This is a genomic window from Nocardia sp. NPDC058640, from assembly GCF_042716995.1.
GTDB lineage: Bacteria > Actinomycetota > Actinomycetes > Mycobacteriales > Mycobacteriaceae > Nocardia.
Map to the genome: position 1 here is coordinate 98,751 of NZ_JBHXRG010000009.1, position 17,032 is coordinate 115,782.

A 17,032-nucleotide genomic window follows, 5' to 3' on the forward strand; every position below is an offset into this window, starting at 1 on the left:
CTCAGCCGGTGACGGTGGCGAAGGCTGCCCACAGGAGGGGGGAGTTTTCGGGGGTGGGGGTGGTTTGCCAGGTGGCGAGGCGGGATCTTTGCCAGGTCAGGAGGGTGGGGATGGGTGTGGGGGAATCGTGGGCGGTGTCTACGGCGCAGATGGCGGCTTGGAGGGGGTAGGTGTTGGTGGGGGTGAGGGTGTGGAAGGCGTGGTCGGTGGGGAGTGGCCAGCGGGTGGCGGTGACAAGTTCCGCGCCTGCGGACAGGGCGGCGGTGGTCAGGCCCAGGGCCTCGGTGAAGCGGAGGTCGCCGCCGCTTTCGCAGGCGATGAGGGCGACTCGGCTCGGCATCGGCCAGAGGTCGCGGCCAGCGGTCGGCGTCGGGTCGAGGGAATGGGTGCCAAGGAGGAAATCCTTCGCCGAGAGGGGGCGGTGGGTGCGGTTCGGGGTGGCGAAGCCGCGGGTGTCGGCGGTGCAGCTCAGGTGCAGTTCGGCGTGTTCGCTGTAGCCGGATTCCGGTGTGGCAGAGGTGACATGGCCGACGTAGACGAGTCGGCTCGCGCCTTGACGGAGGACGTCGGACAGCCAGTCGCGGTCGGTGTCGATGCGGCGGAAGAGGTCGACCGGATCTGATGCGTGGGGGAGAAGGCGAGTGCCGTAGAGGCTGAAGTGTTGGGCCACTGTGCTTTCCGCGTGTGGGCGGCCTAGTACCGAGCCGAGCTCGGAGTCCGCGCGGAAACCGGGCACGCGGGGATCGAGTATCGCGACCACGGGTAGATCACGAGTGTCGTTCCAGCGGTGCACTATTCGCTCCGGCGAATGAACCACCGATACCGGCGCCAGCAGACTCACATCGGCGATATCGAGCAGACGTATCGCGGGGTCGGGCGCAATGATCTCCCAGGGGACCTGTGCGAGTCGCGGCGACGGTTGAATTCGAAGATGCGGCCGGATGCCGCGTTGCGACAGTTCGTACAGTTGTACGGCCAACCCGTAGGGCAGCAGGGTGCGTGACAATGCCTGTGCCAGCGCACTTTCCGCTGCGGGATCGACGAGAGCGCCCTCGGTCATGACCCGCCGCAGATCCTCGGGTCGTGCGGGATTCGGTACCGCGCCGGCCAGCATTCGCAGCACCTCGCGCACCTCGTCGCGAGGCAGCACCGCGACGCCGCGCGCCAAGGCATCATCGGCCCACCGCCACGACACGTAGACGTCGCCCGCGTCCGCCATCCGCAGGAAGGCAGTCGGCGAGGTTACCGCTCCGGACGGCAGGGTGCTCGTTGGCGACGAAGCCACTGCTGAGGAGGCATCCTCTGAGGTCAGGGGCATGGCCGTGTGGTCAGGCGGTGCCGATTCCGCGCCGGTCTCGTTCGGTCTGCGGTTCGGCGGCTGTGGGTTCACAGTGCGATCATTCGCTGGTCGCGGACGGGGCGGCCGTAGCGTTGTTCGGCGTAGGAAATGAAGTCTGACAGCACAATTCGATCACCGTCGACGAGGCGTGGCGGGGGTGCGACGGGGATGCCCGCCGCTGCGGCGACCTCGGCGAGCGCGGCGCCGAGTTGTAGTGCGGGCGTGGCCATTTGCTCAGGCTGGGTGGGGTCGAGTAGTTCGAAGCCGAGCGTAGGGGCGACCGGCTCGGTGAAGGCGGCGAGATCGAGAGCTGTTCCCGCGCACTGTGTGTCGATCAGATCGCTGACCAGCTGGCCGTTGCCGGAGGCGGCGGCGCAGTGGAAGGCCAGGCGCATGGCGGGTTCGGCGACGGCGCGGTGCCAGTGTTCGCGCTGGTTGCCGTTGGGGAGTGTGTGGCGAACGGCGTCGATGGCGAGGGCGGCGGGCACGGCCAGGGCTACCATGCGGCTGAGCAGGGCCGGATCTGGTTGTGCCGCTTCCTCGATCGCGTCGTGCAGCAGTTCCGCATGCCAGTAGTCGAGTTGGGCGCAGTGCATTCCGAGTCCGTGTGCGGCGTAGACGGCGAACGACACGTCGAGTAGTTCTTCGGCGGCGCCGAGATCACCCTCGGCGCCGGCGACGGTGGCGAGTCGCAGTCGCACATCGGCCGCGTCCACCACGGCACCGGTGGCGTCGAACTGCTTCAGCGCGGTCTCGTAATGCGCACGGGCCGCGCCTGGTTCACCTCGACGCTCGGCGAGAAAGCCCATCGTCTTGGCCCCGATCCCGGACCGATGCCCCAGCTCCGCCGCCTCGAAGAACGCCTGACTGGCCCGCAACGGCTCCTCGGCCTCGTCGAAGTGCCCCGCCCGCACCAGCATTGTCGCCAGGTTCTGTCGTGACTCGGCGACGGAGGCCTCCGCGCCCGCTGCGGCGAAGGCGGCCACCGCCTGTCGAGCGAAGTCGACGGCGAGTTCCCAGCGCCCGGTTTCGAACGAGCAGGCAGCCAGGTTCATCAGCGGATGACCGGCCAGCTCCGGTGCGAAACGCTCTGTCACGCCGAGTGATTCGGTGGCCAATTCGCCCGCGCGCGCCCACTGCTGCCGATACAACGCCACGGCCGTCAGCGACAAAAGGCACGCCACCCGCAGGAATCCTTGGTCGGTGCTGTCCGCGAGCAGTGCCCGCGCCTCCTCGAGCACGTCTTGCGCCGCATCGAACTCGCCCAGATGCTGAAAAGCTTGCGACAGGTTCACCAACGCCGCAGGTCGCTGATGTGCGGCATCCTCCGGCATCTCGGCGAGAGCAGTCCGGAACAGGGCCACCGCCCGCCGATGATCCCCGAGCTCGTCGGCCATGCTCGCCGCGTTGACCAGCGCCGCACTGCGCAATCGAGGCGCCGCACCGTCGGCCGCCTTCTCGAAGATATCCAGCGCGGTAGCCACCTCGCCCCGCTGGTAGGCGGCGTATCCCGCGGTGAGCTGCGCGTCGTCCCGGTCGGATGTTCGGCCGGTGGCTGCCATCTACGTGCTCCCGTCTGGTCGCGCCCACGCTGGACGGACATTCTTCGCGCCGATGGTCGGATTTCGCACCATCGTGGCAAGAAATGGACGCTCAGCGTGGCGCATCAAAAGTCCTCATCCGACTCGGCTGCCGCGACCTCGGCATCCAGCCCCGCACCCGCAGCACCGCCGAGACGGCGGCGGGCGAACCCACGAACCCGATCGCGAGCCGCCACATCGTCCACTGGATCGGCAGGCCCGACCGCAGGAACGAAAACGGTGACCTCGAGCGAGGTGTCCGGTGTCCCGGGGATCTCGGCCGTTCCCGTCCAGACGTCCCCGCGCAGAAGCAACGCGATCTCCACGCCGGCAGACGGGAGCGACCCTGCGTGATCATCTCGGGCGGACGAATGACCCCGCTCGGTGGCCGACGAATGCGGTTCCGCGCCATCGTCAGCGGGCGACGCCTCGTTCTGCTCGGTGGCAGCTAGCAACCGCACGCGTGCGAAGGGTCGAAGATGTTCGGGGACAGCGCCTCGGCAATCGGGTGCGGCGACCACATTGACCTGCACCCTCGATACCCCGGCCGCCCGCGTCACCTGCCACGACACCGCGCGCTCACTCGCATCGAGGATCCCAGGCGGGCAACGCCGCCAATCCCATCCACCACTCCCACGCACGACAATCAGGCCGCCACCCTGATCCTGACCACCTGCCGCCAACGCGTAATCATCAGCCCGCCCGCCTGATTCACCGCGCGCACCTGCATCGCGCCCGGTGACCCCACCGTGCTCCCCTCCGTCCGACGCGGCGCCGCTGACGTCCTGACTACCCGACGTGGCCCCGCCGGCGTCCCGACCACCCGGCGCGATCCCGTCGTCGATACCCGCATAGTCACCGTGCTCGATCACCATTCGACGGAGCGCATCGTCGGCTCCCTCATCGAGCACCATTTCGCAAGTCCCGGTGAGTGATTCGATCTCGTCCAGCAGCAGCCGAGCATCCAGCGACGGAATCCCATCGACAGTCGACGCGGGCCACCACCGACTTGCCCAGTGCGCGTACGCAAGCCGACGCAGCGCGGTCACCAGTTCCGGCCGAGCTGGAACGGCTGTGAGTGACTGTGGATAGTTCTCGGCAACGGCCAATGCGACCTCTTCGCCAAAAACTGCCCACACCCAATCCTGCGCAGCCTCGACATCATCGAGCACCGCAGCAGGCAGGTCTCCACCATCGAGAACCCAACTCAAATGGCCACCAACAACTTCGAGCACCAGCACGTCGATCCCAAGCGAACCATCGGTGACCAACGGCGCACCGTCGACACCGATCACAAGCAACCCAGGTTCGACTCGGCGAAGTTCGACAACAGTCATCAACTGGCCCTCACTTCCACCACAGCCGCCTCAGCGGTGAGCACCTGTTTGACCCGCGCACGGTGATCCAGCATCACCGACCGCGCGACCCCGTCGAGCAGATCCCACAGCTCACCCGGCTCGTACACCGGCATCTCCCGCACGTCCCGCCCATGCAATCGCACCCACAACCTGCGCAGATACGGCCGCCACGGAGTCCGTAACTCGGCCGCCACCGCCGCCAGCGGCCCCACCCCGTCGACCATGTGCACCGCATACCGTCGCGCCTGCAGCACATACCCCTCACGCCGCCACCGACTGTTGACCACCTCGTGCGCACGGGAAGTCATGCCGGATGCGCCCACGTTCCGCAAATCAGCGGCGCTCGGTCCGGATACGGGCCGTCCCGACACGAGATCCGTAAGTCCAGGTACGGGCGAGAGACCTAGCGCCAGTTCACAACCCGCCGCGGCGGCAACCCGCAGCGACTCATCGAGCAACCCCCACGGCGAACAACTGCGCGAAATCTCCCGCGTCACCAGCTCCGGAATCTCCGGCAGGTCGGTCCGATCGAGACTGCCCTGCAGCACCGTGAACACCCGCTCGTACACGGTCCGGTCGAAGGGCAGCCCCAGATTCGAGGTCGACGCCGACGAGCCCAACTCGGGTCGCCGCGGACTCGTATGCGCGGTGAGCCCCAGGTCATCGGCACCGTGAGCCGGATGCTCCAACCACAGGGCGATTCCGCGATGAGTGCCGGCCCGGTCGTCGACGATGTCGTCGAACAGTGGCCCGGCATCGGCGGGATCACCTTCGCGCGCCAGCGTGCACGCTTCGAGTAGTTCGGTCAGCTCGGCCGCCAGATCGCGAGCGCCATAGGGCGCGAGGGGCCGTCGAGACCAGGCGATGTCGAGCAGCGCATTCAACTCGGCTACTCGATCAACCTCTGTCACATAGCTTTTCAGTGCGGCAGTAGTCCGCCCACCCGTACTCTCGTGGACCTCGCGCAACGTCTGCTCGGCCCGCGCCCGTCCATCATCGCCGGGCGCACCGCACATGATCGCAAGCTCGAAGCACCGCTGAAAGTACAGATCCTGCGCGTTCCCCTCGGTGATCCGCAAGGCCCGCCGCACCTGCTTGAGCACCGTGAACCACCCCGCACACGCCCGCAGGGTGTCGGACTGCCCGTGCACCAGCTTGGTCAACAGCGCGATCCCGTCGGCATCGAGCACGCTCGCCGCCAGCGCCGGATGCTGCATCGGCCGCAACACCAGCGGATCGAGGATCAACTTCACCGTCCGCCGCAACGGCCCACCGGCGGCCCCGCTCAGCGCGTCGACCCCGTCCAACTCCCGCCACACCTCATCGAGAACCATGGCGCGCGGTCTGAGCATTCGACCAGGTTATAGGTATTTCCGGCCACCGGCGCCCCGGTTCGAAACCCTCGCACCGCCCCAAAGTTGGGATCGGTAGGCGGCGCGAAGTTTCTACCTTTCTCTCAACGGGTTACCAACCAGACCCACTCCAGAGAAACGGAAACACCATGAACACCAAGCTGATCGCCGCCCTCGCCGCCACCGCCACCGCACTGGTCGTCACCGGCTGCAGCGACACCCCCGCCACCACCACCTCCCCGAGCTCGTCGGCCTCCGCGCCGGCCGGCAACTCCACCGCCAGCGTCGACGGCAAGGAATTCACCGCCAAGTTCGACACCACCTGCGCCAAGCAGGCAGGCACCCTGGCCCTCGCCCTGACCGACACCGCCAACCCCACTTACGGCAGCCTCTCGGTCAGCGCCTCGATCGAGGGCGACAAGGTCCAGGCCGTCGCCATCGGCGGCAGCCAGGGCGGCGCCAACGGAATGCCGTACGCGGTCGGCTACGGCAACGGCCAGCCCGGCGGTTCCGCCACCCTGACCAAGGACGGCAACACCTACCGCGTCACCGGCGAGGGCATCAGCGCCGACATGACCAACCCGCTGGCAGGCCCGTCGACCGCGAAGTTCGACATCACCTTCGCCTGCTCCACCATCGTCGGCGCCTGACCCATCCGCGACCCGGTCGCACAAGGAGAAATCTTATGAAGTCCAAGCTCCGTGCGGCCGCGGTCGCTTTCGGAATCCTCGCAGTCGGCTACTACCTCTACTACGGCCTCACCTACACCCCCGACGAATACACCGGCGCGATGCTCGGCTGGGTCGGCCCGCACATGGCCCTGCCGATCATCGCCCTCACCCTCGTCCCGATGGTCTTCGCCTTCACCGGCGACGGCATCCTCGAGGCCTTCACCGGCCGCAACAGCGGCGAATTCCGCGATGCTGAAGTGGGCATCGGCACCATCGTCTCCTTCCGCCAGACCGGCGTTTCGGTGAACGACCAACCGCAGGTCAAGATCGCTTTCCGGGTCGAGGGGTCCGATGGAAAGGTCTTCGACTCGCACGCCAAGATGATCGTGCCGCTCACCGAACTGGCCTTGCTGCAGCCGGGCGTGGTCCTGCCGGTCCGCTACCTGCCGGGCCGCACGGACAAGGTCGAGATCGACCGTTCCGGCGACAACGGCGCAGCTCAGCGCGCCATGAACGAGTCGCTGATCCGCAAGGGCATCACCACCCGAGGCAAGCTCGACATCGCCGAACGCGGGATCGCCGCCCAGGCCGTGGTGCGCAGTCTCGACGTCCCCGGTCACATCCGCGGCGGTTACACCCAGATCGGACTCGGCCTGGTGGTCACCCGCCCCGACGGCTCCACGTTCGAGACTCGTGCCGAAAAGTTCCTTCCCCCAACGGCAATCGCGTCGGTGCAGGTCGGCCGGATCGTCCAGGTGCACTACCTGCCCGGCGACGAGCAGGAGGTGGTGATCGCCCTCCCGGTCAACGCCTGATGACAATTCGCTCGGCGCGCCATGCCCCGATCCCCGTGATCTAGGCATGGCGCGCCGAGTTTTGGTCAGTCGTTCATCTTCACGTTCCCGACGGCTCGCTTGGACTGCATACGGTGCCCGAAGTCCGTTCTACTCAGGAGTCACCGTGAGTCCGAAACCGCTCGCCCTGTTCGTCAAGCATGACGGTCAGTCGGCACGCGCCGCCTTGACCTGTGAATACAAGTGTGGCAATGCCTGCTTCCACGAGCCCCCGAACACCTCCGGGGGTGCTTACTTCGGTGACATCGTCAGCGGCCTCAACCGCCGTGGTCTGATCAAGGGTGGCGCGGCCGCCGTGCTGGCCGTCGGTGCGGTGAGTGCGCTGGCTGCCTGCGGCGACGACAGCTCCGAGGTCAGCACCCCGAAGCCGACGCCGGTCGGAACCCCCGGCACCGGAACAGCTTTCACCGCCGTCGCGCCGAACAAGGAAGACGCGCTGACGATTCCGGAGGGCTACGAGTCGCAGGTCGTAATCCGCTGGGGCGACCCGATTTTCGCCGACGCGCCCGCTTTCGACTTCGACAAGCAGACCGTCGCCGCGCAGCTGAAGCAGTTCGGTGCCAACAACGACTTCGCCGCGTTGATGCCGATCGAAGGGCAGCCCAACAGCTACCTGCTCGTGGTCAACCACGAGTACACCACCGGCCCGATGATGTTCCGCGGGTACGACAAGGACAAGCCCACCGACGAGCAGATCGCCATCACCAAGGCCGCGCACGGCATGTCCGTGGTGGAGCTCAAGGGTGAAGCCGGTTCGGGCAAGCTGACCACGGTGTTCGGTAAGAACAACCGTCGCATCACCGCCGACACCGAGTTCCTGCTCACCGGTCCGGCCGCGGGCAGCGCGTTCACCGTGACCAGCGCGGACCCGTCGGGCACCAAGGTGCTGGGCACCTTCGCCAACTGCGCCGGTGGCGTGACCCCTTGGGGCACAGTGCTTTCCGGTGAAGAGAACTTCAACGGCTACTTCGCCAACGGCGACAAGGCGTCCGATCCGAAGGGCCGCGTCAAGCGCTACGGCTTCCCCAAGGGCGGCACGCCGAACCAGTGGGAGCGCACCGACAAGCGTTTCGATCTGAGTCAGGAACCCAACGAGGCCAACCGTTTCGGTTACGTCGTCGAGGTCAACCCGTGGGACGCCTCCTCCACGCCGATCAAGCACTCTGCCATGGGTCGTCTCAAGCACGAGGGCGCGTCGATCTACGTCACCGAAAAGGGTGACGTCATCTCCTACACCGGCGATGACGAGAAGTTCGACTACATGTACAAGTTCGTGTCCTCGCGCAAGATCCAGTCGGGCACCGGCGCTTCCGCGATGCGGCACAACATGACCATCCTGGACGCGGGCACCCTGTACGTGGCCAAGCTCACCGGCGACCACGCCGCCGAGATCGACGGCTCCGGCAAGGTCCCCACCGGCGGTTTCACCGGCAAGGGCCAGTGGATCCCGATCCTGGAGACCGGCGACGACGGCAAGGGCAAGTCCCTGGTCGACGGCATGACCGCCGCCGAGGTCGCGGTGTTCACCCGCCTGGCAGGCGACAAGGTCGGCGCCACCAAGATGGACCGCCCCGAGGACTTCGAGGCCAACCCGTACACCGGCAAGGTCTACGTGGCACTGACCAACAACGACAACCGCGCCAAGGACGACAAGCCCGGCGTCGACGAGGCCAACCCGCGCAAGCTGAACAAGAACGGCCAGGTTCTCGAGCTCACCGACAACCACACCGGCACCGACTTCACCTGGTCGCTGCTGCTGGTCTGCGGTGACCCCGCCGCCGCCGACACCTACTTCGCCGGCTTCGACAAGACCAAGGTCAGCCCGATCTCCTGCCCGGACAACCTGGCCTTCGACCCGCACGGCAACCTGTGGATCTCCACCGACGGCAACGCCCTCAAGACCAACGACGGCCTGTTCTCGGTGATCCTGGACGGCCCCAACCGCGGTGAGACCAAGCAGTTCCTGACCGTGCCCAAGGGCGCGGAAACCTGCGGTCCGATCGTCACCGAAACCCACGTCATCGTCGCCGTCCAGCACCCGGGCGAGTCCGACGACGCCACCCCCGACAACCCGCAGTCCCACTGGCCCGACGGCGGCGACTCCCAGCCCCGTCCGTCCATCGCGGTCGTCTGGAAGAAGAACGGCGGACGAATCGGCGTCTAGCCGACCCCCGATCCGCTGACGAAACCGCTACTCGGCTGGGCGAGTAGCGGTTTCGTCATTTTCAGCGGATCACGTCCGATAGATGTCCCTTCGACCAGGGTTGACTCCCGCCGCCGATCGATGTCGAACCCAGCCAGTCGAGAACCGAGACGGACGTCCAGGGCGGTGAGCGTGTCCGGCGGGGCCCGTATGTTGGTGCGGACATCGGCTGACGGGAGTAGTGGGCATGGCGCGTAAGGGTGAGGTGCGGTTCGAGCCTGGGGTGGCGAAGGTGGGGGCGTTGCGTCCGGGCGTTTCGCCTGGTGACGATCCGGTCGACGAGTTGACCGTGACCGATGTCGAGTATCGGGATGTGGATTTCGCGGAGAGTCACGTGTCCGGCATGAGTGTCGAGGCGTGTCTGTTCGACGGTGTGCGGTTCCCGAGTACGCTGCGGCACACCACGATTGCCGAGTCCACGCTGCGGGTGTGCGATCTGGCCAATGTGCAGGCCGATGATTCCACGATGATCGAATCCCTGATCGAACACGGACGACTCACCGGATTGTCTTGGACCGCAGGTGTTCTCCGTGATGTGTTGATCGAGTCGACCCGCGCCGACCTGTCCTCGTTCGCCCAATCACGGTTGCGCACAGTGGTATTCCGCGATTGCGACCTGCGACAAGCCGACTTCCAGGGCACTGAGTTCCGCAATGTTCGCTTCGAACGCTGCAACCTGGTCGGTGCCCGATTCGCGGGCGCCCGCATCCAGCAGAACCTGCGCTTCGAAGACTGCGACCTGACCGGCATCTACGGCATCACCGCACTGCGTGGTGCCACTATTCAAGGTGGTGACTTACAGGGATTGGCGTCAACGCTCGCGCGTGAACTCGGCATCACTGTCGAGTGGCAGATCTACGCCGGTGAGCACTAGCCGAGCCAATCGAGAACCGAAGCCGCAGTCCAGGATTGCTGCATACTGCCGAGCGGTTTACCGGTGAACGGTTCGTAGTACTCGGCGAAACTTCCGTCCGACGCCTGGCGCAAACCTTCCGCGCGCAGCATGTAGGAACGTTCGGCCCACCCTCGACGGGCGAAGGCCCAGGAGAACAGCCAGCTCATGACCGGCCAGACCGGGCCGCGCCAGTATTCGCGGGGGCGGAACTCTTTCGCGACAGGGGAAGTCGACGGCGGTAGGGCGTAGCGCAGGTCAGGGTGGCCGCAGAAGCGGGGGCCTTCGAAGGTGTTGAGTAGGGCGCGTTCCGCGTGGCGGGGGAGGCCGCCCGACAGCAAAGGCGCGAACATCGCGAGGGTGTCGGTGCTGATCCAGCGTTGCAGGCGGACGTCGTAATCCCTTGCAGCGCCGCTGCGTTCGTCGGCGGTAGCGACCACGCCCTTGCGGAAACGGTCGGCCCAACCGTGCAGTTCGCGCACGTCGGCAAGCGGTTGTTTGTACTCCTCGCCGATGTCGGCCAGCACCTCGCAGGCCAGCGCGAAGATCGCCGAGACGAACACGTCCTCCACGGCGAAACTCATCACCGAAGTCAGTTGGTAGTCATCGTAATTCGCGCGCCGCATCTGCTCGACCAACCACAGGTAGCGGTCGTACTCGCGGTCGCTGGGCCGCTGCGAGAGGTCGGAGATGATCGCGGTATCCGCACGTCGATAAGGCGGAAGGTCCAGGCCGGGAACAACATTGGCGTAGGCGCGATCCCAGCGCGGCGAGTTGTCCATCCCGGATTCCCACCCGTGGTACAGCGTGATCCGCCCGGTTTCCTTGGGGTCGCGGGCGTGCGCGAGCCACCGGTGCCAGCGCACCAGATCCGGCCAGCGGCGGTTCAGGAACTCCTCGGCCACCGCGCGGGTGGAGCGGCCGTGCCTGCGGGAATGGTCGAGGATGCGCTGCACGGCGATGGCGTGCACCGGCGGCTGGGTGATGCCGGAGGTGTCGGGGCCGTCGGGTGCGTTCGCGGCCAGCTTGCGACACTCCCAGCGCGCGGGCCCCGGAAAATACCCGTCCACACCGTTGGCGAACACGATGTGCGGGATCATCCCGTTCTTCCACTGCGCCGACAGCAACGTGTCGAGCTCGACCACCGCCCGCTCCACGCTCAACGGCGCCAACCCCACCGCGACGAACGCCGCGTCCCAGCTCCACATGTGCGGGTAGAGGCGGGGCGCGGCGCTGGTCATCGTGCCCAGGTCGTTGCCGCGCAGGAGGTAGGCGGCGCGGGCCGCGAGCTGCGTGGGGGTGAAACCCGGGTCGGTCATCTCCCTATTTTGCGGCGTAGTGGCCGCTATGGCATCTCGGCAGCGGTGTGACGGTCAGTACCCGGCTTGACGCGGCGTGTTCTGGGCGGCCGACCCGACCGAACTCAACATCGTGGTGATGCACAGGCCGACCAGCAGGTTGATCGCCGCGGTCGCGATCTTGGCATCCAGGTCGGCGACCAGCGTGAACGGCAGAATCACCGCCACCGCCGTGAGCAGCAGACAGATCCAGGTGAAGAAGGTGAGCGGGCTCGGCATGGCCAGCAGCAACACCATCAGCAGCGCCGTAGCCAGCAGCGCGGCACCCGCGGCGGCGATGGCATACGACGTGGTGGAGACCGTGCCGTAGGTGCCTGCCCCCTCGGGCGACAGGATCGCGATGCCCAGCACCCCGCGGATCAACATGATCGCGACGACCACCAGCAACGCGGCCACCACGGCCGTGCCGATCCCGCCCGCCCACAGCTTGCCCACATTCACCTTGGGCTCCGGCTCGCCCTGGGAATACTGTGGCTGACCATGCGGCTGGCCCTGGTGCTGGGGATACTGCGGGTTGTCTTGGCCGTAGTTGTACCGGGGATCGGTCATAGTCCGACGGTACTAGTCGGTGCGGACATCCGCGCGCGGAAACGGCCACGGTGTCGAGATCGTGGCGTCACGCCCTACCGTGAACGCATGACGGTGACAAGCACGCCCGCCCCGACCGCCCTCATCACCGGCGCCAGCCGTGGCCTCGGCGCCGCGATCGCCCGCGAACTCGCGCCCACCCACGACCTGCTGCTCGGTGCTCGTTCCGCCGACGCGTTGAAGCCGATTCTCACCGAACTGCCCGACGCGACGGGTTGGCCGGTGGCGCTCACCGATTACACCGCCGTCGCGGAGGCCGCCGAGCGGATCTCCCGCCTGGACGTCCTCGTTCACAACGCGGGCATCGCCGACCTGGGCACCGTCGCCGACTCCTCGGTGCAGCAGTGGCGCGAAACCCTCGAGGTGAACCTGATCGCCGTCGCCGAGCTGACGCGAGTACTACTTCCCGCCCTGCGCGCCGCGAACGGCCATGTGGTGCTGATCAATTCGGGTGCGGGGATGCGTGCGCACCCCGGCTGGGGTTCCTACGCGGCGAGCAAATTCGGCCTGCGCGCCTTCGCCGACGCACTGCGTCAGGAGGAGCCCACGCTGCGGGTCACCTCGATCTTCCCCGGCCGCATCGACACCGATATGCAGCGGGCGATCGTCGCCGACGAGGGTCGCGAGTATCGGCCAGAGGAATTCCTCACCGCCGAGTCCGTGGCACTGGCGGTGCGCAACGCCGTCGATACTCCGCGCGACTGCCACCCGACCGAGATCGTCCTGCGCCCGGCGTAATCGACCAATTCGATCGACTTCAGGCCGAAAACGGGCCTTCGAGGCCGCCGATTGTACGATTTCGCCGGTCGGGTTCCTTCGCTCCTTGCCGGTCGCACCTATCCTCACCGGCGCAAAGGGTATTGTCGCGAGGCGCGAACAGCCTTCCAAGGGGTCGATGCTGTTCGCGTCGATGTGCCCGAGGGTTCGCCTACTCGACGGATTCCCCGGGTACTTTTCCGCGGCACGCAATTGACTCGAGTAGGGGTTCGGAATAGTGGATAGACGTCGAATGCTGGCTTTGTTGGCCGCGGGTACGGCCGTGGCGTTGACCGGCTGCGCGACGGCCGAGGGTGAGCCCGTCGCGGCCGGTTCCGGTGGGGGAGAGATCCCCGTTCCGCCGCCCGCTCCTCGTCCGCCTCTGCTCCCGCTCCCGCCGGGCGGCCCCAAGTCGATCATTCCGCCGAAGACCATCACCGCGCTGCCCGGTCAGGGCATGTCGATGGCGTTGACGGTCGATGACGGCGCGAGCCCCGAGGTCGTCGGCGCGTACGTGAAATGGGCCAAGGACACCGGCGCCCGCTTCACCTTCTTCGTCACCGGCTACTACGAATCGTGGACCATCCACCGCGACGCCATGCGTCCCCTGGTGGAGTCCGGCCAGATCCAGCTCGCCAACCACAGCTGGGATCACCCCGACCTCACCAAGATCAGCGCCAGTGCGGTCGCCTCACAATTGGAACGCACGAAAACGTTCCTGCACAATAACTTCGGTGTAGACGGTGTCCCCTTCTTCCGCCCACCCTTCGGCAATCACAACGCCACCGTCGACAAGGTAGCCGCCGACCTCGGCTACACCGTCCCCACCATGTGGTACGGCTCCCTGTCCGACTCGGGCCTGATCACCGAGGAATACCTGATCGAGTGCGCGCACAAATACTTCGCCGCCCAATCGATCATCATCGGCCACGCCAACTTCCCCCCGGTCACCCATTGCTACGGCCAACTGGTCGACATCATCAGGGAGCGCAACCTGTCGTTGGTCACCCTGAATGACGTTCTGCAGGTTCAGGTCTGACGGAGAAAGCCCCGGCAATCAATGCCGGGGCCTCTGCCGTAAAAGGTATTCCGTCGTAGAACTCAGGGAACGATGTTCACCATTTTCCCGGGCACGACGATGATCTTGCGCGGTGCCTGACCCTCGAGCAGGGCGACGACCTTTTCATCGGCCAGCGCCGCCGCTTCGATCGTGGCGACATCAGCGTCGGCCGGAACCTGAATTCGGCTGCGCACCTTGCCCTTCACCTGAATCGGGTACTCCACCGAATCCGCCACCAGCAGCGCCGGATCCGCGATCGGGAAGGGGCCGTGAGCCAGGGAAGTGGTGTGGCCCAGGCGTTCCCAGAGTTCTTCGGCGATGTGCGGGGCCAGCGGGGCCAGCATCAGGACCAGCGGTTCCACCGCGGCGCGGGGGGCGCCGGTGGGGTAGTTCTTGGTCAGATGGTTGGTGAGCTCGATCAGCTTGGCACCGGCGGTGTTGTCGCGCAGGGCGGCCAGGTCCTCGTCGACGCCGGCGATGGTGCGGTGCACCAGGCGCAGGGTTTCGTCGGACGGCAGGGTGTCGGTGGCCTTGAGCGTGCCGGTTTCCTCGTCGACGACCAGGCGCCACACGCGCTGCAGGAAGCGGTGCGCGCCCACGACGTCCTTGGTCGCCCACGGGCGCGAGGTGTCCAGCGGGCCCATCGACATCTCGTAGAAGCGGAAGGTGTCCGCGCCGTACGCGTCGCACATCTCGTCGGGCGAGATGGCGTTCTTCAGCGACTTGCCGATCTTGCCGTACTCCTGGAAGACCTCGATCTCGACGCCGTCGGGACCGGTCCAGTAGAACTTCGCGTCGCGTTCGACGATCTCCGCGGCAGGCACGTACGCGCCACGCTCGTCGGTGTAGGCGTAGGCCTGCACGTAACCCTGGTTGTACAGGCGGCGGTAGGGCTCGCTACCCGACACATCGCCCAGGTCGAACAGCACTTTCTGCCAGAATCGCGCGTACAACAGGTGCAGCACGGCGTGCTCGACGCCGCCCACGTACAGGTCGACACCGCCGGGGTCGTTCGGGCCGTGCTGCGGGCCCAGCCAGTACTTCTCGTTCTCGGGCGCGCAGAACGTCTCGGTGTTGGTCGGGTCCGCGTAACGCAGCTGGTACCAGGAGGATCCGGCCCAGTTGGGCATCACGTTGGTGTCGCGCCGGTACTGCTTGGGCCCGTCGCCCAGATCCAGTTCGACGTTGACCCAGTCGGTGGCCTTGGCCAGCGGTGGGGACGGTTCGGAGTCGGCGTCGTCGGCGTCGAAGGTGACCGGCGCGAAGTCCTCCATCTCCGGAAGTTCCACGGGCAGCATGGATTCGGGCAGGGCGTGTGCGACACCGTCGGCGTCGTAGACGATCGGGAACGGTTCGCCCCAGTAGCGCTGGCGTGCGAACAGCCAGTCGCGCAGTTTGTACTGGACGGTGCCGGTGCCGTGGCCTTCGGCTTCGAGGTGGCCGATCATGGTCGCCTTGGCCTCGTCGACCGGAAGTCCGTTCAGGAAGCCGGAATTCACCAGTTCGCCGTCGCCGGAGTAGGCGGCTTCGGACACGTCGCCGCCCGCGATCACCTCGATGATCGGCAGGCCCAGCGTGGTCGCGAAGTCCCAGTCGCGGCTGTCGTGGCCGGGCACCGCCATGATGGCGCCGGTGCCGTAGCCGCTGAGCACGTAGTCGGCGATGAAGATCGGCACCTGCGCGCCGTTGGCGGGGTTGGTGGCGTAGGAGCCGAGGAAGACGCCGGTCTTCTCCTTGTTCTCCTGCCGTTCGAGATCCGACTTGGCCGCGATCGACTTGCGGTATGCGGCAACGGCTTCGGCGGGAGTGGCGCTGTCGTTGGTCCAGCGGGCGTCGGTGGCGGCGGGCCAGGTGGCGGCGGTCAGCTTGTCGACCAGCTCGTGTTCGGGCGCCAGTACGACATACGTTGCGCCGAACAGGGTGTCGGGGCGGGTGGTGAACACCTCGATGGTGTCGTCGGCCGCGTCGAATCGGACCTGGGCGCCGCGCGAGCGCCCGATCCAGTTGCGCTGCATGGACTTCACGTTGTCGGGCCAGTCCAGCGTGTCCAGGTCGTCGACCAGGCGGTCGGAGTAGGAGGTGATGCGCATCATCCACTGCCACATGCGCTTACGGAACACGGGGAAGTTGCCGCGCTCGCTGCGCCCGTCGCCGGTGACCTCTTCGTTCGACAGCACTGTGCCGAGACCGGGGCACCAGTTGACGATCGAATCCGACTGGTACACAAGGCGATACGAGTCGATCAGCGCACCACGTTCGGTGGCCGACAGGGTGTTCCAGTCGCCCTCGGGAACCGGACGCGCGCCGGTGGCGAACTGCTCTTCCAGATCGGCGATCGGACGGGCCTTACCGGCCTCCTGGTCATACCAGGCGTTGTAGATGCGCAGGAAGATCCACTGCGTCCACCGGTAGTACTCGGGATCGGTGGTGGCGAACGAACGCCGCGGGTCGTGGCCCAAGCCGAGGCGGTCCAGCTGACGCTGCATCGTGGCGATATTGGCCTCGGTGGTCACGCGCGGGTGCGCGCCGGTCTGCACGGCGTACTGCTCGGCGGGCAGGCCGAACGCGTCGTAGCCCAGCGCGTGCAACACGTTGCGGCCACGCATGCGGTGGTAGCGGCCGAACACGTCGGTGGCGATGTAGCCCAGCGGGTGACCCACGTGCAGGCCCGCGCCCGAGGGGAACGGGAACATGTCCTGGATGAACAGCTTGTCCGGCGGCGTCTCACCGGCCAGCGGGCCGACCGGGTTGGGCGCCTGGAAGGTGCCGCGCTCGGTCCAGTTCCGCTGCCAGCGGCGCTCGATCCGCCCAGCCAGCTCGGCGTTGTACCGGTGCTGAGGTACGTCAGTCTCGGTTGCACGAGTGTCCTGCACGGTCCCGCCTTCTTGTTCTCGCCGATCCCCGGTAAACATCGTCTAACAGCGTAGAACGTGACGGCCACCGGTTTACGTATGGGCTGAGCCAACCGCGCCGGTGTGTGGGCGGTCACCTTCGGTGGGGAGCTCGCGATCGGCCCCGGCG

The 17,032-nt window shown here is 66.8% G+C and carries 13 protein-coding genes; 6 read left to right on the forward strand and 7 right to left on the reverse strand.

Annotated elements, in window-relative coordinates:
• Position 1 precedes the first annotated feature (1 nt).
• The 4 genes from ACFWU5_RS13900 to ACFWU5_RS13915 form a co-directional block, all read right to left on the reverse strand.
• Positions 2 to 1,285, reverse strand: a complete 1,284-nt coding sequence (locus ACFWU5_RS13900) for a CHAT domain-containing protein (RefSeq protein WP_379267409.1) — start codon at positions 1,283 to 1,285, stop codon at positions 2 to 4.
• A 101-nt stretch (positions 1,286 to 1,386) separates the two neighbouring features.
• Positions 1,387 to 2,901: a tetratricopeptide repeat protein gene (locus tag ACFWU5_RS13905; RefSeq protein ID WP_379267410.1), complete on the reverse strand. Its 1,515-nt coding sequence runs from the start codon at positions 2,899 to 2,901 to the stop codon at positions 1,387 to 1,389.
• 104 nt (positions 2,902 to 3,005) lie between these two features.
• Positions 3,006 to 4,256 (reverse strand): hypothetical protein, encoded by a 1,251-nt coding sequence (locus tag ACFWU5_RS13910; protein WP_379267411.1) that lies wholly within the window; start codon positions 4,254 to 4,256, stop codon positions 3,006 to 3,008.
• On the reverse strand, positions 4,256 to 5,611 hold the full coding sequence (locus ACFWU5_RS13915; RefSeq protein ID WP_379267446.1) for a hypothetical protein: 1,356 nt from the start codon (positions 5,609 to 5,611) through the stop codon (positions 4,256 to 4,258). The genes ACFWU5_RS13910 and ACFWU5_RS13915 overlap by 1 nt, the downstream gene beginning before the upstream one ends.
• A gap of 167 nt (positions 5,612 to 5,778) precedes the next feature.
• Between ACFWU5_RS13915 and ACFWU5_RS13920 the strand changes: the two genes are divergently transcribed.
• The 4 genes from ACFWU5_RS13920 to ACFWU5_RS13935 all read left to right on the forward strand — a co-directional run bounded on the left by ACFWU5_RS13920 (position 5,779) and on the right by ACFWU5_RS13935 (position 10,231).
• Entirely contained in the window at positions 5,779 to 6,279 is a 501-nt protein-coding gene (locus ACFWU5_RS13920; protein WP_379267412.1) for a lipoprotein LpqH, read from the forward strand.
• 35 nt (positions 6,280 to 6,314) lie between these two features.
• Complete coding sequence (locus tag ACFWU5_RS13925) at positions 6,315 to 7,115, forward strand: hypothetical protein (RefSeq protein ID WP_379267413.1); 801 nt, start codon at positions 6,315 to 6,317, stop codon at positions 7,113 to 7,115.
• 145 nt (positions 7,116 to 7,260) lie between these two features.
• Positions 7,261 to 9,318, forward strand: a complete 2,058-nt coding sequence (locus ACFWU5_RS13930) for a PhoX family protein (RefSeq protein WP_379267414.1) — start codon at positions 7,261 to 7,263, stop codon at positions 9,316 to 9,318.
• Between the two features lie 226 nt (positions 9,319 to 9,544).
• On the forward strand, positions 9,545 to 10,231 hold the full coding sequence (locus ACFWU5_RS13935) for a pentapeptide repeat-containing protein (RefSeq protein ID WP_379246652.1): 687 nt from the start codon (positions 9,545 to 9,547) through the stop codon (positions 10,229 to 10,231).
• Here the strand turns inward: ACFWU5_RS13935 and ACFWU5_RS13940 are convergent.
• Together ACFWU5_RS13940 and ACFWU5_RS13945 are read right to left on the reverse strand one after the other, a co-directional pair.
• Positions 10,228 to 11,568, reverse strand: a complete 1,341-nt coding sequence (locus ACFWU5_RS13940) for an amylo-alpha-1,6-glucosidase (protein WP_379246650.1) — start codon at positions 11,566 to 11,568, stop codon at positions 10,228 to 10,230. The genes ACFWU5_RS13935 and ACFWU5_RS13940 overlap by 4 nt on opposite strands.
• 54 nt (positions 11,569 to 11,622) lie before the next feature.
• The gene (locus tag ACFWU5_RS13945; RefSeq protein ID WP_379246648.1) at positions 11,623 to 12,156 is read right to left on the reverse strand and encodes a DUF6069 family protein; all 534 of its coding nucleotides are present in this window, start codon (positions 12,154 to 12,156) and stop codon (positions 11,623 to 11,625) included.
• A gap of 87 nt (positions 12,157 to 12,243) precedes the next feature.
• Between ACFWU5_RS13945 and ACFWU5_RS13950 the strand changes: the two genes are divergently transcribed.
• Together ACFWU5_RS13950 and ACFWU5_RS13955 are read left to right on the forward strand one after the other, a co-directional pair.
• Complete coding sequence (locus ACFWU5_RS13950; protein WP_379246646.1) at positions 12,244 to 12,933, forward strand: SDR family oxidoreductase; 690 nt, start codon at positions 12,244 to 12,246, stop codon at positions 12,931 to 12,933.
• Positions 12,934 to 13,204: 271 nt separating this feature from the next.
• Positions 13,205 to 13,990, forward strand: a complete 786-nt coding sequence (locus ACFWU5_RS13955; protein ID WP_379267415.1) for a polysaccharide deacetylase family protein — start codon at positions 13,205 to 13,207, stop codon at positions 13,988 to 13,990.
• 62 nt (positions 13,991 to 14,052) lie between these two features.
• Here ACFWU5_RS13955 and leuS read toward each other — a convergent pair whose 3' ends face one another.
• Positions 14,053 to 16,923, reverse strand: coding sequence for a leucine--tRNA ligase (gene leuS / locus ACFWU5_RS13960; protein ID WP_379267416.1), 2,871 nt, complete (start codon positions 16,921 to 16,923; stop codon positions 14,053 to 14,055).
• Positions 16,924 to 17,032 lie beyond the last annotated feature (109 nt).